Annotated in this window: 14 protein-coding genes; 6 read left to right on the forward strand and 8 right to left on the reverse strand. The window is 43.0% G+C overall.

Annotated features, from left to right (window positions below):
* Window positions 1-68: 68 nt before the first annotated feature.
* Window positions 69-1,697 (reverse strand): acyl-CoA carboxylase subunit beta, encoded by a 1,629-nt coding sequence (locus AC1DQW_RS13005; RefSeq protein WP_477454473.1) that lies wholly within the window; start codon window positions 1,695-1,697, stop codon window positions 69-71.
* A gap of 218 nt (window positions 1,698-1,915) precedes the next feature.
* Here AC1DQW_RS13005 and AC1DQW_RS13010 point away from each other — a divergent pair, with 218 nt between their 5' ends.
* Window positions 1,916-2,686: a C1 family peptidase gene (locus tag AC1DQW_RS13010; protein ID WP_477454474.1), complete on the forward strand. Its 771-nt coding sequence runs from the start codon at window positions 1,916-1,918 to the stop codon at window positions 2,684-2,686.
* Window positions 2,687-2,829: 143 nt separating this feature from the next.
* Here the strand turns inward: AC1DQW_RS13010 and AC1DQW_RS13015 are convergent, their stop codons facing one another.
* Window positions 2,830-3,414 carry an LOG family protein gene (locus AC1DQW_RS13015; protein ID WP_477454475.1) on the reverse strand — a complete coding sequence of 195 codons (585 nt, stop codon included), beginning with the start codon at window positions 3,412-3,414 and terminating at the stop codon, window positions 2,830-2,832.
* A 187-nt stretch (window positions 3,415-3,601) separates the two neighbouring features.
* Here AC1DQW_RS13015 and AC1DQW_RS13020 point away from each other — a divergent pair, with 187 nt between their 5' ends.
* The gene (locus AC1DQW_RS13020) at window positions 3,602-4,366 is read left to right on the forward strand and encodes a hypothetical protein (RefSeq protein WP_477454476.1); all 765 of its coding nucleotides are present in this window, start codon (window positions 3,602-3,604) and stop codon (window positions 4,364-4,366) included.
* A 137-nt stretch (window positions 4,367-4,503) separates the two neighbouring features.
* On the opposite strand, the gene guaB is transcribed toward AC1DQW_RS13020, so the two are convergent.
* The 3 genes from guaB to AC1DQW_RS13035 form a co-directional block, all read right to left on the reverse strand.
* Window positions 4,504-5,973, reverse strand: coding sequence for an IMP dehydrogenase (gene guaB / locus AC1DQW_RS13025; protein ID WP_477454477.1), 1,470 nt, complete (start codon window positions 5,971-5,973; stop codon window positions 4,504-4,506).
* 193 nt (window positions 5,974-6,166) lie between these two features.
* A complete protein-coding gene (locus AC1DQW_RS13030) occupies window positions 6,167-7,450 on the reverse strand; it encodes a M16 family metallopeptidase (protein ID WP_477454478.1) in 1,284 nt (427 codons plus the stop codon).
* 113 nt (window positions 7,451-7,563) lie between these two features.
* A complete protein-coding gene (locus tag AC1DQW_RS13035; RefSeq protein ID WP_477454479.1) occupies window positions 7,564-8,832 on the reverse strand; it encodes a M16 family metallopeptidase in 1,269 nt (422 codons plus the stop codon).
* A gap of 172 nt (window positions 8,833-9,004) precedes the next feature.
* Here AC1DQW_RS13035 and AC1DQW_RS13040 point away from each other — a divergent pair, with 172 nt between their 5' ends.
* A complete protein-coding gene (locus AC1DQW_RS13040) occupies window positions 9,005-9,553 on the forward strand; it encodes a hypothetical protein (RefSeq protein WP_477454480.1) in 549 nt (182 codons plus the stop codon).
* A gap of 116 nt (window positions 9,554-9,669) precedes the next feature.
* On the opposite strand, the gene AC1DQW_RS13045 is transcribed toward AC1DQW_RS13040, so the two are convergent.
* Entirely contained in the window at window positions 9,670-10,014 is a 345-nt protein-coding gene (locus AC1DQW_RS13045; RefSeq protein ID WP_477454481.1) for a phosphoribosylpyrophosphate synthetase, read from the reverse strand.
* Window positions 10,015-10,216: 202 nt separating this feature from the next.
* Entirely contained in the window at window positions 10,217-11,830 is a 1,614-nt protein-coding gene (locus tag AC1DQW_RS13050; RefSeq protein WP_477454482.1) for a hypothetical protein, read from the reverse strand.
* Window positions 11,831-12,024: 194 nt separating this feature from the next.
* Between AC1DQW_RS13050 and AC1DQW_RS13055 the strand changes: the two genes are divergently transcribed.
* Both AC1DQW_RS13055 and AC1DQW_RS13060 read left to right on the forward strand, forming a co-directional pair.
* The gene (locus AC1DQW_RS13055) at window positions 12,025-12,444 is read left to right on the forward strand and encodes a hypothetical protein (protein WP_477454483.1); all 420 of its coding nucleotides are present in this window, start codon (window positions 12,025-12,027) and stop codon (window positions 12,442-12,444) included.
* A 94-nt stretch (window positions 12,445-12,538) separates the two neighbouring features.
* Window positions 12,539-12,727, forward strand: coding sequence for a hypothetical protein (locus tag AC1DQW_RS13060; RefSeq protein ID WP_477454484.1), 189 nt, complete (start codon window positions 12,539-12,541; stop codon window positions 12,725-12,727).
* Window positions 12,728-13,137: 410 nt separating this feature from the next.
* Here AC1DQW_RS13060 and clpB read toward each other — a convergent pair whose 3' ends face one another.
* Window positions 13,138-15,756: an ATP-dependent chaperone ClpB gene (gene clpB, locus AC1DQW_RS13065; protein WP_477454485.1), complete on the reverse strand. Its 2,619-nt coding sequence runs from the start codon at window positions 15,754-15,756 to the stop codon at window positions 13,138-13,140.
* Window positions 15,757-15,898: 142 nt separating this feature from the next.
* On the opposite strand from clpB, the gene AC1DQW_RS13070 reads away from it, so the two are divergent.
* Entirely contained in the window at window positions 15,899-17,227 is a 1,329-nt protein-coding gene (locus AC1DQW_RS13070) for a sensor histidine kinase (RefSeq protein ID WP_477454486.1), read from the forward strand.
* Window positions 17,228-17,291: the final 64 nt, after the last annotated feature.

The raw sequence follows: 17,291 nt of genomic DNA on the forward strand, positions 1-17,291 counted from the left end.
TCCATCACAAAATTAATTATTTACCTGGAATGTATAGTCAATTGTATAATAAATCAATATTGAAAATATCAGGTCTGTATCACCCCTACATTAAACGGCTTTTCTATCGGTGCATGGTTGGCGGCCTCTATGCCCATCGAGATCACCTTGCGGGTTTCCAGCGGATCGATGATACCATCAACCCAAAGTCTTGCGGCGGCGTAATATGGCGTGGTTTGTGAATTATACCGATCTGTGGTTTGCTTCAATAACTCCTGCTCTTTTACATCATCTACCTCTTCCCCTTTTGCTTTTAAGCCTGCAGCCTGCATCTGAACCAATACTTTGGCTGCCTGTCCGCCGCCCATTACGGCTATTTTTGCTGATGGCCAGGCATAGATCAATCTTGGATCATAAGCCTTGCCGCACATGGCATAATTACCGGCACCGTACGAGTTGCCTATTACAATAGTGAATTTGGGCACCACCGAATTGGCAACCGCGTTCACCATTTTAGCGCCATCCTTTATGATACCGCCCTGCTCGCTGCGGCTGCCTACCATAAACCCGGTAACATCCTGCAGAAACACCAGCGGTATTTTTTTTTGGTTACAGTTCATGATAAAGCGGGTTGCCTTATCTGCCGAGTCGGAGTAAATCACTCCTCCAAACTGCATCTCCCCTTTTTTCGATTTGATCACCTTGCGCTGATTGGCCACAATACCCACAGCCCAGCCGTCAACCCGACCTAAGCCACAGATGATAGACTTGCCGTAACCTTCCTTGTATTCCTCAAATGCAGAATCATCCAGCAGGCGCAGAATGATCTCCATCATATCATAGGCTTTCTCGCGGTTATCGGGCAGTATGCCATAAATGTCTTTTGGATTTAATTTAGGATTGGATGGCTTGATCCTGTCGAATCCGGCTTTGGTATAATCGCCCACCATACTCATAATGTTGCGGATAGAATCAAGGCATGCCTGGTCATTGGGTTGCTTATAATCGGTAACACCCGAGATTTCGCAATGGGTTGTTGCGCCGCCTAATGTTTCGTTATCCACATCTTCGCCAATGGCCGATTTTACCAGGTATGATCCCGCCAGGAAAACCGACCCTGTGCCTTCTACAATCATAGCCTCGTCGCTCATGATGGGCAAATAAGCGCCACCTGCAACACAGGAGCCCATAATAGCCGAGATCTGGATAATACCCATACCGCTCATGATGGCATTATTACGAAATATGCGCCCGAAATGCTCTTTATCGGGAAATATCTCATCCTGCAAGGGTAAATACACACCAGCCGAATCAACCAGGTAAATAATAGGCAGGCGGTTTTCCATGGCTATTTCCTGCGCGCGCAGGTTCTTCTTGGCGGTTATCGGGAACCATGCGCCGGCCTTTACCGTGGCATCATTTGCAACAATTACACATTGCCGCCCGGACACATACCCAATACCACACACAACCCCGCCGGATGGGCAGCCGCCATGCTCGGCATACATGCCGTCGGCCGTTAAAGCGCCAATTTCAAGCCAGGGTTTATCGCTGTCAACCAGGTAGGCCACACGTTCGCGGGCCAGCATTTTACCTTTTTCTTTTTGTTTGGCTGCTGCCTTTTCCCCGCCGCCCAAATGCACTTTTTTTAGCCTTGTGTTCAGCTCATAAACAAGCTGTTTGTTTATATCTTCATTAATGTTAAAAGCGATATCCATAATTGGTTTTTATAGAAAATGTAATTTAGAGAAAATTACCTGGACAAATCTAATTTTTAGTTGGCAGTTTTCGGTTAACCGGCGGCGGTCTTTTTTCGCTTGCCAAAATTGTATTATGGTACCTGGTACAATTACTTATTAAATTACGTAAAAACACGCATTTATATTCACCAAAAACAATATAGCTTTACTTTAAATTTATATAAACCCCTACCACCATGATACAGCAAACCAAACGATACGGCTGGACACCCGACCTGCCCGATCACCGCGATTTAAGATACGCCATTGTGCGTCCAGAAGCTTTGGCAAAACCCCTACCTACGTTAGTCGACATGCGCCTGCAGTGCCCGGCTGTTTATGACCAGGGCCAGTTGGGTTCATGTACAGCCAACGCCATAGGCGGGGCTTTTCAGTTTGAACTGATGAGGCAAAAACTGCCTGTGTTTAATCCCTCGCGCCTGTTTATTTATTATAACGAGCGTGTACTGGAAAATCATGTTAAAGAAGATAGCGGCGCCCAGCTACGCGATGGCATTAAATCTGTAGCTACACAAGGTGTTTGCGATGAAAAGCTTTGGCCGTATGACATCAGCAAGTTTGCTAAAAAACCTAAAAAGAAATTATATACCCTGGCCCAAAAAAATCAGGCTATTCAGTATACCCGCTTAAACAATATGAATATTACCGAGTTAAAATCGTGCCTGGCAACCGGCAATCCTTTTGTTTTTGGCTTTACTGTTTACCAGGCTTTTGAAGGGAGTACAGTTGCCCAAACAGGCATACTAAACATGCCCGGAAAAAATGAAAGTGTTTTGGGAGGCCATGCCGTAATGGCGGCTGGTTATGATGATAAAAAGAAGGCCTTTATTATTCGGAATAGCTGGGGCGATGGCTGGGGACAAAAAGGATATTTTTACATGCCCTATGATTACATTACCAGTACCGACCTGGCCGACGACTTTTGGACCATAAGTAAGGTGGAGTGAGTTTTTTGGAGTAAGGATTTTTGGACAAAGGACAAAGGACTTTTAGACAAAGGATAAAGGACAGAATATATTGACTTTGCTGCTAATCCTTGAACTTTGCTGCTTTAGTCTTTTGTCCGAAAATCCGAACTAAAGACTACGGCCTAAGTCAGGTTTCTGTCCCTGAACCAAACTTCATCAGGAGTAGCATTAAAGCTGTCCATTAGGCTTACCAGTTCTATGGGGTCGCCGGAGGTTATCACCAGTTCGCGGTTGGTGGGTTTAAGGAACTTTTGTTCTACCATTACATCCAGTTGTTTTAATAATGAATCATAGTATCCACCCACATTAAGCAAACCAATGGGATGATTATGTAAACCTAACTGCAGCCATGTTAAAACTTCAAAAAACTCTTCGAGGGTACCTAAACCACCGGGAAGCGTGATGATACCTTCGCACAGGTCGTTCATCATTTGTTTGCGCTGGTGCATGTTGTCAACAATATGCAGTTCGGTTAAACCGCTGTGGCCAACTTCCTTGTCCATCAAAAATTGAGGGATCACTCCTATCGCTTTTCCGCCCCTGCTTAAAACAGCATCAGCAAGCAGGCCCATAACACCAACCTTGCCGCCGCCGAACACCAAAGTAATATTACGACTCACCATAACTTCGGCCAGTTGCTCAATAGCTTCTTTTAATATAGGGTCGCCGTTAAAGTTGGCGCCGCAGAATACGCAGATAGATTTCATTGCTCAATTATAACAAAAATTCCTTGCCCCTGAATTAAGCTTTTATTAACTCTTATAAACTGGGGCTACCTATGACCTTTTTGCAAAAAAACCTTTTTGTCATACTGAACAGTTTCTTATTATTTTTTTGGCCTTTAACCATGATTAAGCATATGTTATTATTTATATCTTTAAAAAAACATATCATATGAAAAAAATACTAACCTTATCAACTATGCTAATAATGAGTTATCTATCCTCATTAGCACAAACCATTGTTAACCCACAGGTAGAAAGCAGTGACGACTATAACAGTACCATAACTAAAGTGGAAACTGATGCAAAATTTACGGTTGTAAACTTTGAGTACACAGCCAGTTCTGATAATTCCTGGGCACAGCTCAATAAAGAGATCTACATTCAAACCGACCAGAGTAATGCACATTACAACTATGTAAAATCTGAAAACATAGCCATGGTACCTGCCAAACACACTTTAGCAAAAGCCGGCGAAAAGCTTTTATTTAAAGTATATTTTCAAAAAATACCGCAAACCACAAAATCAATGGATATTATTGAAAGGGCTGGCAGAAGAACCGACGGCATTACGTTTTTTAACTTTTATAATGTAAGCCTCACCAAACAGCGAGTATTCATTACAGATGTTAAAATAACCGGTCCAAATGGAGGTTCGCCTTACTTAGCGTCGGGTAGTGATCAGCAATCAGACATGAAGGACGGAATGGCAAATGCTATGAGTGCAATGGGTCCAATGTACACATCCATGGCAAAAAGCATGCTTGATGCACAATTTGCTTACTACAAGCAACCCGGTAAAATAGCCGAGATTGCCAAACTAAACAAAGAATATTTCGACGCGCTTATAAAAGAAGGCTTTACAAATGACCAGGCTTTAAAAATAATAACATCCAATAGCTTAATTCCAAAGTCGGCATCAGTTAACGGCCAATAAAATACTATTTGTATAAGCTAAAAGCAGAAAGCAAAAAACTAATACTGTCATTATCAATAACGCAAAAAGCCTGCAAGGTTATAAATAAACTTTACAGGCTTTGCTATTTTAATTGCAGTTCAGTATTTTCCCGGGAATTACCTGGTATAATTAGGCGCTTCCTTAGTAATTGTAATATCGTGCGGATGGCTTTCACGCATTCCTGCTGCAGTGATACGTACAAATTTGGCGCGTTGCAGGTCTTCAATATTGGCAGCACCACAGTAGTGCATACCGGCACGTAAACCGCCTATGTATTGGAATATCACTTCGGCCATGTTGCCTTTAAAGGGTACGCGACCAACAATGCCTTCTGGTACCAGCTTGGTAACCACATCGGTTTCATCCTGGAAGTAACGATCTTTTGATCCTTTTGCCATCGCCTCAACCGAACCCATACCACGATATGATTTAAATTTACGGCCTTCGTATATAATGGTTTCGCCCGGTGATTCTTCCACACCTGCGAATAACGAGCCTGCCATAATGGTGCTTGCACCAGCAGCTATGGCTTTTACAATATCTCCGGTTTGTTTGATACCTCCATCGGCAATAACGGGGATACCGCGACCTTCTAATGCTTTAGCACATTCATAAACGGCATACAGTTGAGGTACACCTACACCCGCAATTATACGGGTGGTACAAATTGAACCCGGACCAATACCTACCTTAACCGCATCAGCACCGGCATCAGCCAAAGCAATTGCAGCATCTGCAGTGGCAATATTACCGGCAATAACCTGTAATTGAGGATGTAAGCTTTTAACGGCTTTCACCATATCAATAACTCCTTTTGAGTGACCGTGAGCTGTATCAACAACAACCACATCAACACCGGCGTTATATAAAGCGGTAACACGGTCGATGTTATCTGCAGCAACCCCAACAGCCGCGCCTACACGCAAACGGCCAAATGAATCTTTACATGCGTGAGGGAAGTTTTTAACCTTCTGGATATCTTTATAAGTAATTAAGCCAACCAACTTACCATCTTTATTTACTACCGGTAGTTTTTCTATTTTGTTGCCTTGTAATATTGCAGTAGCCTCAGTTAAAGTTGTTCCTTCAGGTGCAATGATCAGGTTAGTTTTGGTCATCACATCGCTTACGGGAAGCGTCATATCTTTTTGGAAACGCAGGTCGCGGTTGGTTATGATACCTTTAAGTTTGTGCTCTGCATCAATAACCGGGATGCCACCTATGCTAAACTCCCTCATGATCTGGAACGCATCTGCAAGTAGCGCATCCTCCATCAATGTAACGGGGTCCTGGATCATTCCGCTTTCAGACCGTTTTACCTTACGTACCTCATCAGCCTGTGCCTGTATGGTCATGTTTTTATGCAAAATACCAATACCACCAGCCTGGGCAATGGCAATTGCCAGCCCTGCTTCTGTAACGGTATCCATAGCGGCCGAAATAATAGGAATGTTTAAACGGATGCTTTTTGTTAAAAAAGTACCTGTGTTAACATCGCGCGGTAGTACTTCAGAATAAGCGGGGAGTAGTAAAACGTCGTCGTAGGTTAATCCTTCGGCAACAAATTTGGATGGGTCTAACTGCATAGCAAATAATTATTTTGGAGTTATTATTTGCCGGGCAAAGGTAATAAAAATTTAGGTAATCAGAAATGCTTTGTGAAATAGAGTCAAGAATTAAGAGTCAAGAATCAAGAATTTTACATTTCGCAGAAAAACGAAGTTTGTGCAGTCCGGTTGAAGCTGTCTTAACTCTTGATTCTTGACTCTTAATTCTTTTTCAATATTTGCCCACTATAACTTTATAGAAACTCTCAAAATGAAAATATTTATTGGCCAATTCCTGCAGTTGCCGGGTGGTAACATTTTTTACTGTGGCTGCATATTTGTCGTAGTAATCATAATCAAGATCGGCAAAATAAATACTTTTAAACTTATCGGCATGTGAGAAAACATTCTCCAGGCTACCCAGTAGTGAACCCAGCATATAGTTACGCACCAGGTCGAGCTCTTCATCGGGTATCAGTTCGGTTTTTAATATATTGATCTCTTTTTCAATTTCGGTGATGGCTGCTTTGCAAACATCTGCTCCTACTTCGGTAGCTATAAAAAATGAGGCTCCCTGTTTAAACGGCCCCAGTCCCGAACCTATACCATAAGTATATCCCTTATCCTCGCGGATATTGGCCATCAGCCTCGATCCAAAATAGCCGCCCAAAACCGTGTTTAAAACCTGTAAAGGCTGAAAATCGGGATGGCTGCGGGTAATTACAGGTGTACCTATCCTAATGGCAGATTGTAAGGCATCAGGCTTTTCGGTAAAATAAAACAGATCTTTAGATGCTTCAATCGGGGGTTGGGTAGTATCGGCAGGCGCATCACCATTAGTCCATCCTTTATCAAAAGTATCGGTAACGAGCGATAAGGTTTCCGGCTCAATTTTACCCGCAATTATTATAGTACAGTTTGATGGCTGATATTGTTGTTTATAATGGACCAGCAGATCATCGCGCTGCAATGTTTTATAATTATCAAAGCTGGCGCCTAAGCCATAAATGGTATCGCCATAAACGGCTTTGTTAAAATCCCGCCGGGCTACAACATCATTTTTTTGCAGGCTAACCTGTAGCTTTTGCTGTTGGTTACGCTTAAACGTTTCCAGTTCCTTCACCGGGAAAACAGAATCGGTAAGCAGATCCATAATAACCGGCAATGTGCTATGTAAATGCTTATTTAAGCTATATAGCGTAACCACCGAATTTTCGTAACCATAATCAACCTGCAAAAAGGCGCCGTAAAAGTCTATCTTATCTGCTATTTGTGCTGCATTCAAGGTGCTTGTTCCCTCGGTAAGCATCGTATTAGTCGCCATATTTAACAGCGGATTTGCCGGGTTGAAACGCAGGTTTCCAAAAATCCACTCTATACGTACCAGCTCCTGGTCGCCCGAATTAAAACAATAAATATTGCAGCCATTATCAAGCTTTTTATGCCCGGGCCTTATCAGGGTTATATTATCGATAGCCTTAAAATCTGGGGCTAATGTTCTATCTATTTGGGTCATTGGTCAATTGTCATTAGTCATTGGTTTTCTTCTGAAACGGAATTCTTCGAATTAAAGAATTAGCAGAATTATTGAATGAAATTCGAAAATTCTTCAATTCAATAAATTCTGGTTCAGACTAACTCTGATTCAGGCATCTCCGCAGTTTGCTCCGCCAGGTAAACCAGCGTTGATGAATTGTCTTTCCTGAATATTTTATTGGCTACCGCTTTAATTTGCTCGCTGGTTACGGCCAGGTATTTTCCTGTTTCCTGGTTAAGCAAGCCGGCATCGCCAAGCAACTCAAACGAGGCCAGGTTCATGGCTTTATCCAGTAACGACATTTCAGAGAACACCATGGTTGATTCTGTTTTGTTTTGCACCTTGGTTAATTCATCTGCTGGCACCCCGGTATGCTTAACTTTCTCCAATTCGTCCCACAGTGCAGCTTCGGCTTGCTCAATGCTGATGTTTTCCAGTGGCTTACCTTCCAGCACAAACATGCCTTTATCAAGGCTGCTGGTAATGTAGGCATGCACCTCACTAAAAATCTGCTTATCCTGCACCAAACTTCGGTACAGGCGCGATGAGTGGCCGCGTGAAAGTATATCGCTCAACAGCTCCACTGCGTAATAATCCTCATCTAAACGGGCGCCCATCTGGAAAGCGATATAAACATCATTTAAAGGCACTTTGGCGGTTACCGTTTCACGGCGTTCTTCGTGCTGATCTGGTTCCTGCGGCAGGTTACGGTTGTACTTTTCGCCCGCAGGTATTGGCCCAAACCATTTCTCTGATAGTTGTTTTACTTCTTCGGTTGTTACGTTGCCACCCACTACCATAATGGCATTTTGTGGATTATAGTGTTTCTTGAAAAATGCTTTTACGTCCTCAATCCGAGCATCCTCAATATGTTTGATGGTTTTACCTATGGTAGCCCACCTGTAAGCGTGCTCTTTATAAACCAGCGGACGAAGCTTTAACCAAACATCGCCATAAGGCTGATTAAGGTAGCGCTGCTTAAACTCCTCTATTACCACATTGCGCTGCACCTCAAGGCTTTTTTCGCTGAAAGCAAGGCTAAGCATCCGGTCGCTTTCCAGCCAGAAAGCGGTTTCGATATTAGCAGATGGCAGGGTGATATAATAGTTGGTGATATCGTTGCTGGTAAAGGCATTGTTTTCCCCGCCTACCCTTTGCAGGGGTTCGTCATAGCTGGGAATATTTACCGATCCACCAAACATCAGGTGCTCAAACAAATGGGCAAAGCCGGTTTGGTCGGGATTTTCATCGCGGGCACCAACATCATATAGTATGTTGAGCACCGCCATAGGGGTAGTATTATCTTCGTGAACAATAACCCGCAGGCCATTATCCAATGTAAACCGGTTGAACTTAACCATGGACAGTCATATTTAAAACAAAGCAAATGTAAAAATTTTGTTGATATAGTTGTTTGATGCAAAAAAAGTCCGAAAGTCCAAAAAGAGGGGAAAGTTATCATGAAATATTTATTAAAATCTTCCTTACCTTGTGATACCAGATACCGATCATCGGACTTTCGGACTAAAAAACATGACACAGGCAGAGCTCATTAAAAAAATAACCAGCATAATTGGCAAACCCAAGGTGCTTGAGCTTAGCAGAATATTAAAGGAACAGCATTTTGCTTTACGCGATTTAATCGATATTACTTTTCAACAGGATAAAGCTGTTGCATTCAGGGCGGTGTGGATACTGGAAAATATTTTTTTATCAGATCCGGAAATTTATCTCGACGACCTGCACTATATGATCTCGCGGTTTGGCGAAGTGAAACACCCCGGATGTCAGCGCCATTATGCCAAAATAATAATGCACATTACTGATGCAAAGGCCCCGAAGTCGTTACAATTAAAGCTTCAGGAAATCAACTTTGAACCGGTGGTTGAGCAACTATTTGACTGGATGATAAACCCAAGAGCAAAAGTTGCTGTAAAAATATTTGCAGCTTATGCCCTATTCAATTTAAAGGATTCATTCCCCTGGGTTAAAGAAGAACTTACCGCCCAAATGGAGTTTTTAATGCGCAACGGCAGCGCGGCCATACAGGCAGGCGGGCGGAAAATATTGAAGGATTTATAAATATGCAGATTTCAGATGTGCAGATTTCAGATGTGCAAATGAAGCCTTTTGATAATCATCTGCACATTCGCAGCTCAATCATCTGTAATTTGAAATCTGCATATCTGCACATCTAATTACTCATGCGGCCTATCCTCACCGTGCAAATTATGGCTTACCTGGCCGTGGCGAAGCTTAGCGTGTATGGCAGATGAACTATCATCGGCATAAGTACCATAGGCATTTACCAATACGCCTTTAAGGCTATATTTTGGAGATGACACCGCATAAACTATCGACATATCATCGGGATTGCTGGCGCCTTCAAAACGGTAAAACTCGTCAATTATAAAATCGTCGGCCCCCATGTGAATGGCCTGGGCTTTATCATCTATTGTATCGCCTTCCAGGCTAAGATTAGCCGTATATCCCCGTTTGAAAAGATCATTGGTGGCATCAAGTAAGCTTTCGTAATTTTTCATGGTGGTGATGTTTTGTTTAAGTAACAGCAATTGATACTGCCTTTATTTGTGTAACCAATGAACTATTGATGTTGTTTTGATTTTATGAATAATAAGCCTCCTGTAAAGCTGTGTTAAACAAAATGTCTCATTGCATTTAAGCAACGAGACATTTTTGTTTATTTAAGGTCCTCCCTTTTTGAAGAGGTTTAGGTGAGGCTATTTACTGCGCCTTAGCCAGCCACAACGAAGCATTTAAATGCAAGGCCGGGTGCGAAGTATAACCTGAAGGTGCATCACCAGACCAGCCATTAAACAGGTTATCGTTGGTATCGCCTGTGCCGTCATCGGCGGGTGAGCTATCACCAATAAATACAACCCTGCCACTGCCATATGTTGCTAAAAGTGCCATTGCGTTGGCCGTACCGCCATTAGTGGCACTGTTGCGCCAGAATAAGCCCTGCACGCTTGCGTTATTTGCAGGGTACAACGTAGCGGTTGATCCGTTATAGAAAGCCAGTTTTGAAGCCGTACCAGCTGCGCCGTTTAACACTATCTGCGCATTGGTATTGGTACCTGTATAAACGTTGGTTGAAGGGCCTTCGCTGATATCAACATAATTGATATTGAAACCAAAAGGATTGCTGTTATTGATCCCATTGTTAGTCATCAAATCGTTCCATACGCGGGGCGAATCGTAACCATCGCCATCCCTGTCAGACGGGTTGTAACCATTGGCATCGGTACCGGCAGTTGTAGCTGCGGTATGGTCGGCTATCATAAACAAGCCGCCACCATTGGCAACAAAATTCATTAAAGCAGTTTTCTCCGCAGCAGTGAATAAACGGTTAGGCTCAACAACCACAAATACATCATAATTGCTCAAATCCTGCGCGTTTGCAGTACCATAGGTAATGGTAGTTCCACTTGGCAATGACTCTACCAGTTCACCGCGTTTTACCAATTCAACAGCCCATGACGAAATAGCGCCTTTCCAATAGGTTTCGGCAGTGCCGGCAGTAATGCCAGTATATGATGCCGTTGGTATGCGCTGTGCTTTGGTTTCAACAGTTGTACCGCCGGTGTAAAGTGGCACACTTTCGGTACCATCGGCATCAATTTGCCAATCGGCGCTGCCTGCATTTTCCAGGTGACTTGCATCAAACAGGAATTTTTTACCTGTAAGTACAGTGCCGCCACCGCCGGTGCCGCCATTATCATTTATAGTAATATCATCAATATCTACACGATTAGTGCCGCCGCTTAGTTTGCGGATCTCTAAACGGGCCGTGCCGGTTACGCCGGTGATAGTAAATGTTGAAGTGGTTAATGTTGTGGTAGTAGTTATAGTTGAACCTGCCTGTGTATAGCTGCTACCGCCATTAACAGAATAAAACAAACCCCATGTACTTGCTGCATCCGAGCCGTAAGTACCACTTTTAATAGTAACTGTGCTTATGCCGGTAGTAACATCAAACAACATGGTTATTTTACCTGTATTGCGGATGCGCGCTGCCCATGAACCAGCTTTCAGATCGCCGGCAAGGTTGCCTATTAAAGCATCGTACAGATTCCATGAGTTGCCAGACAGGGTTACATTATCGCCACTGCTTGAACCTGTAGGCGAAACATCATAAGCAGTTTTTGGGCTGGTTGCCCCTACTTCGAAACCCTGTGTAAGTGATACCGCCTGGATTTTAAGTTTTGTTACCGATGCTGTTCTGCTATCGGCAGCACTTTGAACCGGCTGATTTGCATTTTTTTGACAACCAGAAGCCAACGCTCCGGCAAAAGCTAAGGCAGCAAAAAGCAACCTCGGATTTGTAAATTTTAGCATAGTGTGTTTTTAAAGTGATTTATGTATAAGTTTATATTTATTAACCGTGCATCAAACTTCATGATAATTAAGAACTTAATCATTGCCAATATATTAACTTATTGTTAAATATAATTGCTTTAGTTAACAAAATCATGGGGTAGACAAGTGTTGATGTGCAGAATAAATTAACTGTAATTACAACTTAATAAACCATGCGCAATCACGTATATTTACACGTGATTAATAGCGAAATAGTTATCAATTTAAAAGGCAATATCAGCAAGTGCTTGCTGGCGTTTATTTTATTGCTTGGTTTTTTCGCTTTCCAGGGTCATGCAAATAGCAGCCAGGTAAATAATAGCAGCACAGATACCGAGGTGCCGGCCAAAAAGCAATCTGTATTAAAAAACTGCATCGGTTACAAAAGGGCTTCCTTAGCTTCCTGTAAAAACGCTATTATTTACTTCGTACCCAGGGAGAATTTTGAGCAGCACATATTGCTTCATAATAAAGTTATCATAAATAAGTTTGAGCATTTAAAGCAGCTTTTCCTGGCGTATAAAAGCGATGCTGATTATTTGTTGATTACCCCCATCTACGCTGCCGATCAGGACCTCCCACGTATCGGTTAATTCCACCACTGCTAACCAATTTATTGAATTAAGTAAAATTTATTTAACGGTTTAACTGTGCCTTAAGGCCTGTTAAACGCATACTGCTATCTGCATGAAAAAGCTTAAAAAGCTGTTAAGGCTTATTTGCCTTGCCCTGTTTTTAATACTGGCTGTAACCGGAATTTCCATAGCCGGGGCCGCTCCTATCCTTGCTAAAAACGAAGAACGTTTTAATAACAATGAAACGTTGATAGAAATGGTTGATGAGAAGAAGGAAGATGAGGAAGAGGAGAAATGGTAATGGTTTAAAAACCGCCTTATTAAATCGCTGGGCGATAAAATCCGGAGACGCTAAATCAGGAAATGGTGCGCTGGGTTTATGCCCCAATAATAACCATGTCATTGAGCGCAGCGCGGCAATCGCGAACTGTGCAGATCGGCTCTGTAAGTTGGGGATTGCTTCGTACCTTATAATGACGTGTTTATAAGTTACTGACCATCAATATAAAAAATCGTCATTGCGAGGAGGAACGACGAAGCAATCCCGAACTATACAGGGCGAATTTGCAAGCGCACCTGCTTACTGGGGATTGCTTCGTTCCTCGCAATGACGGTTCAAAAAATCACGTCATCCCCATTTTTTCCAGGATTACCCTGATGGATACTCGCAATGACGATTATTATTTATGGACGATTATTTATTTCTATTTATTATTTCACCGGTTCCGGAGCCGCCTTAGGCGTGTTCAAAAACACAAAGTTGTTATCAAACATGTCAACCTTGATGGTGCTGTCCTTATCTACCTTACCGGCCAGGATTTGCTTCGATAGCTCGTTCAGGATCTTTTTCTGGATGACGCGTTTTAGGGGACGGGCGCCAAACTGGGGATCGTAGCCTAACTGGCCCAGCCAATCAAGAGCCTCCTCCGAGGCCTCCATGGTGACGCCCATTTCGGCCAGGGTTTCTTTCACATGGTTAAACTGCAGTTTCACAATGTCATGGATCTCATCGCGGCTAAGCGGAGTAAACATAATGATCTCATCGATACGGTTCAAAAACTCCGGACGGATAGTTGCCCTTAACAGGGTAAACAGTTCGTTCTTTGTTTTGGCTATCAGTTCATCACGGTTTTCATCTTCCAAAGCCTGGAAGTTTTCCTGGATAATGTTTGATCCTATGTTTGAGGTCATGATGATGATGGTGTTTTTGAAGTTTACCACGCGGCCTTTATTATCGGTTAAGCGGCCATCATCCAACACCTGCAGCAGGATATTAAACACATCCGGGTGCGCTTTTTCAATTTCGTCGAGCAGTACCACGCTGTATGGTTTACGGCGCACAGCCTCTGTTAACTGCCCGCCTTCATCATAACCTACATAGCCCGGGGGCGCTCCTATCAGCCTTGAAACAGCATGGCGCTCCTGGTATTCACTCATATCTATCCTCACCAGTGCACCTTCGTCGTTAAACAGGTATTCGGCCAATGCCTTTGCAAGCTCGGTTTTACCCACCCCGGTTGTACCTAAAAATATAAACGATCCAATTGGCCTGCGTTTATCCTGCAAACCGGCACGGCTGCGGCGTATAGCATCGCTGATAGCTTCAATGGCTTCCTGCTGGCCTGCTACGCGTTTGTGTAACTCATCTTCCAGGCTCAGTAGTTTTTCGCGCTCGCTCTGGATCATTTTGCTAACCGGGATACCTGTCCAGCGGCTTACTACTCCCGCAATATCGTCGGCAGTTACTTCTTCCTTAAGCATGCGGCTGTCGCTCTGGTTTTCCAGCAGGGCAGCCTTTAGTTTTTCAACTTCGGCCTGTGCCTGTACAATGGTTCCGTAGCGCAATTCGGCTACTTTGCCATAGTCGCCCGCACGTTCGGCCTGCTCAGCTTCCTGCTTATAGTGTTCTATCAGCTCAACTTTTGTATTAATGCCATCAACAAGGTCTTTTTCGGCCTTCCATTTGGCCCGCAATGAATCGCGCTGTGCAGATAGATTGGCAATCTCCTTGCTTAACTCGGTAACCTTGTAATCATCCTTTTCACGCTTTATGGCTTCGCGCTCAATCTCCAGTTGCATAATGCGGCGCTCCAGCTCATCAACCACTTCCGGTACCGAATCCATTTCCAGGCGCAGTTTTGAAGCAGCTTCGTCCATCAGGTCAATAGCCTTATCCGGTAAAAACCTGTCGGAGATATAACGCTGCGACATTTCTACCGCGGCTATAATGGCCTCGTCTTTTATCCGCACTTTATGGTGGGTTTCGTACCGTTCTTTTAAGCCGCGTAAAATAGATATAGCATCAGCAGTATCCGGCTCTTCAACCATCACTTTTTGAAAGCGGCGTTCAAGAGCTTTATCTTTTTCTAAATATTTCTGGTATTCATTAAGTGTGGTTGCGCCTATTGATCTCAGTTCGCCACGGGCCAAAGCCGGTTTTAATATATTGGCCGCATCCATGGCACCTTCGCCGCCGCCAGCACCTACAAGGGTGTGGATCTCATCAATAAACAGGATAATCTCGCCATCACTTTGCGTAACTTCTTTAATAACGGCTTTAAGGCGTTCTTCAAACTCACCTTTGTATTTGGCGCCTGCTATAAGCGCACCCATATCCAACGAATAAACCACCTTGGTTTTCAGGCTCTCAGGCACATCCCCTTTGATGATCCTGAAAGCAATACCTTCGGCTATTGCAGTTTTACCAACACCAGGCTCGCCAACCAGTATAGGGTTATTTTTTGTACGGCGGGATAGGATCTGGATCACCCTGCGAATCTCCTCGTCCCTGCCGATAACCGGGTCAAGCTTGCCCGATTCGGCATACTCATTAAGGTTACGAGCATATTTGTTAAGCGCGTTGTAAGTAGCCTCGGCATTCTGGTCGGTTACTTTGCTGTCTCCGCGTAAGCCGATAATAGCTTTTTTCAGATCTTTTTCGTTTACCCCAAAATCTTTAAGCGCGGTGCTTACCTTGCCCCCTGCTGCCAGCAGGCCCAATAATATATGCTCAACAGATACAAATTCATCTTTAAATTCCTTTAAATATCCCTGCGCTTTCTGCAGGGCCGAATTACTGTCGGAAGATAAATAAACGTTACTGCCGCTTACCTTGGGGAACGACGCTATCTGCGTATCCAGTGTATCATTCAGGCGGTTAAGGTTAACGTTTAGTTTTTTTAATAAATACGAAATAACATTTTCATCAACCAGCAACAATCCCTTTAACAGATGCGCTGGTTCAATTGCCTGCTGCTGGTTGCCGGTGGCAATTTCTGAAGCCTTTTGAACGGCTTCCTGGGCTTTTATTGTAAAGTTGTTAAAATTCATAGTAGTTGGTGTTAGTCAAATCGCTTGCCAGTTTTTAAAGCCTGATAAAAAGTCATACAAAAATAATTTGAAGCGCCATTTTGACGTTACCTGGTAAACAATTGTTATTTTTTGATATTTTTGAAGAGCCCAATAAATTTTGATGTCAAAAACGCGTTTCTTTTTTAATAGTCTGCCGGCAAAATACCAGTCGTTATACCGGAACTTTTATACGTATCAAAATTTAATTGCCATAAGGGCGGCCGGCATCATATTTTTATTATTAAACATAACAATAAGAATACTGTACCTGGTTTTTCCGGCAAGCCTTACAAAGGCTCAAAACTTTCCCGAATTTAACACAAGTAACTGGGTATTCCTCGTCATTACGCCGGTTTTTCTGATAATTAGCAACTTGCTTATAATTGATTACAAAAGGCATAAAAAAGGCACTCAGCTAATGGCATTTGTTGTGTTTTTGTTTTCGTTATATATCATTACCTGTGGCATGTATTCCAGTTTTATTGCCACATCAGACCCTGGCAACTCACTTACCCTTTACCTGGTTGCTTTGTGCCTTATAAGTGCCATGTGTGTAATGGAATATTATGAAACCATTATACTGATCATCGCGATTGAGTTGTTTTTTACGGCCTTGTTATTATACAGTCAGGCATCGCCTACCCAAATGCTTTATAACCAGTTAGTATCCGTAATATTATTATCGGCCTTTTACCTTACATCCAGGTATTTTTTTACTTCTAAAGCCAATAGTTATCAGCAGGTTATCCAGATAAAGGAAAAAAACGAGCAGATTGAAAAAGCAAACGGATTTAAAAACCAGGTATTGGGGATGGTGGCCCATGATCTGCGCAACCCCATAGCAGCGGTTGAATCCATTGCAATGATGATGGAAATGGATGAGATAACCGAGGATACACGCGATAATCTGGCAATGGTAAAAACATCGTGCGCAAAAGCAAGGTCGATAATTGACGATTTGCTGGAGGCTGCACGTAATGACAACGACAATGTTATTGTTACCGAAAGGACGGAGTTGAACAAACTACTTAAAACAGCTGTACAAAGCTGGAAAAACCACCTAAAAGCCGATATATTATTCACCAGCAGTATAAACCCTGTTTTTGTATCAATTAACAAGGAAAAATTTTACCGGATTATTGATAACCTGGTAAGCAATGCTGTTAAATTTTCAAAGGATGACGACCGCATTGACATCAGACTGAGCGAAGCTGACAACGAAATTGTGATTGAGGTACAAGATTACGGTATGGGCATATCCACAGAAATGTTGCCCGAAATATTTACTCGTTTCACTAAAGCAGGGCGCCCCGGTATCAGGGGGGAAAAATCAACCGGCCTGGGCCTCAGCATCGTTCGGCAAATAGTTGAAAGCCACAATGGCACCGTAAATGTTGAAAGCTATGAAGGTAAAGGTTCTATTTTTATAGTGAAGCTGCCTGTTGGGTAGATGGTCATCGGTCATTTAGCTACGCTGTCATTAGTCATTGGCTGCATCTTTTTTCATACGATTT

This window comes from Mucilaginibacter sp. P5_A4 (assembly GCF_056400605.1).

What these genes read in the sequence shown, in the direction of transcription:
- AC1DQW_RS13060 (WP_477454484.1), top strand. Translation starts at nt 12,539, where the DNA reads ATGAAAAAGCTTAAAAAGCTGTTAAGGCTTATTTGCCTTGCCCTGTTT.
- AC1DQW_RS13045 (WP_477454481.1), bottom strand. Translation starts at nt 10,014, where the DNA reads ATGAAAAATTACGAAAGCTTACTTGATGCCACCAATGATCTTTTCAAA.
- guaB (WP_477454477.1), bottom strand. Translation starts at nt 5,973, where the DNA reads ATGCAGTTAGACCCATCCAAATTTGTTGCCGAAGGATTAACCTACGAC.
- AC1DQW_RS13015 (WP_477454475.1), bottom strand. Translation starts at nt 3,414, where the DNA reads ATGAAATCTATCTGCGTATTCTGCGGCGCCAACTTTAACGGCGACCCT.
- AC1DQW_RS13050 (WP_477454482.1), bottom strand. Translation starts at nt 11,830, where the DNA reads ATGCTAAAATTTACAAATCCGAGGTTGCTTTTTGCTGCCTTAGCTTTT.
- AC1DQW_RS13070 (WP_477454486.1), top strand. Translation starts at nt 15,899, where the DNA reads ATGTCAAAAACGCGTTTCTTTTTTAATAGTCTGCCGGCAAAATACCAG.
- AC1DQW_RS13005 (WP_477454473.1), bottom strand. Translation starts at nt 1,697, where the DNA reads ATGGATATCGCTTTTAACATTAATGAAGATATAAACAAACAGCTTGTT.
- AC1DQW_RS13030 (WP_477454478.1), bottom strand. Translation starts at nt 7,450, where the DNA reads ATGACCCAAATAGATAGAACATTAGCCCCAGATTTTAAGGCTATCGAT.
- clpB (WP_477454485.1), bottom strand. Translation starts at nt 15,756, where the DNA reads ATGAATTTTAACAACTTTACAATAAAAGCCCAGGAAGCCGTTCAAAAG.
- AC1DQW_RS13020 (WP_477454476.1), top strand. Translation starts at nt 3,602, where the DNA reads ATGAAAAAAATACTAACCTTATCAACTATGCTAATAATGAGTTATCTA.
- AC1DQW_RS13035 (WP_477454479.1), bottom strand. Translation starts at nt 8,832, where the DNA reads ATGGTTAAGTTCAACCGGTTTACATTGGATAATGGCCTGCGGGTTATT.
- AC1DQW_RS13055 (WP_477454483.1), top strand. Translation starts at nt 12,025, where the DNA reads ATGCGCAATCACGTATATTTACACGTGATTAATAGCGAAATAGTTATC.
- AC1DQW_RS13040 (WP_477454480.1), top strand. Translation starts at nt 9,005, where the DNA reads ATGACACAGGCAGAGCTCATTAAAAAAATAACCAGCATAATTGGCAAA.
- AC1DQW_RS13010 (WP_477454474.1), top strand. Translation starts at nt 1,916, where the DNA reads ATGATACAGCAAACCAAACGATACGGCTGGACACCCGACCTGCCCGAT.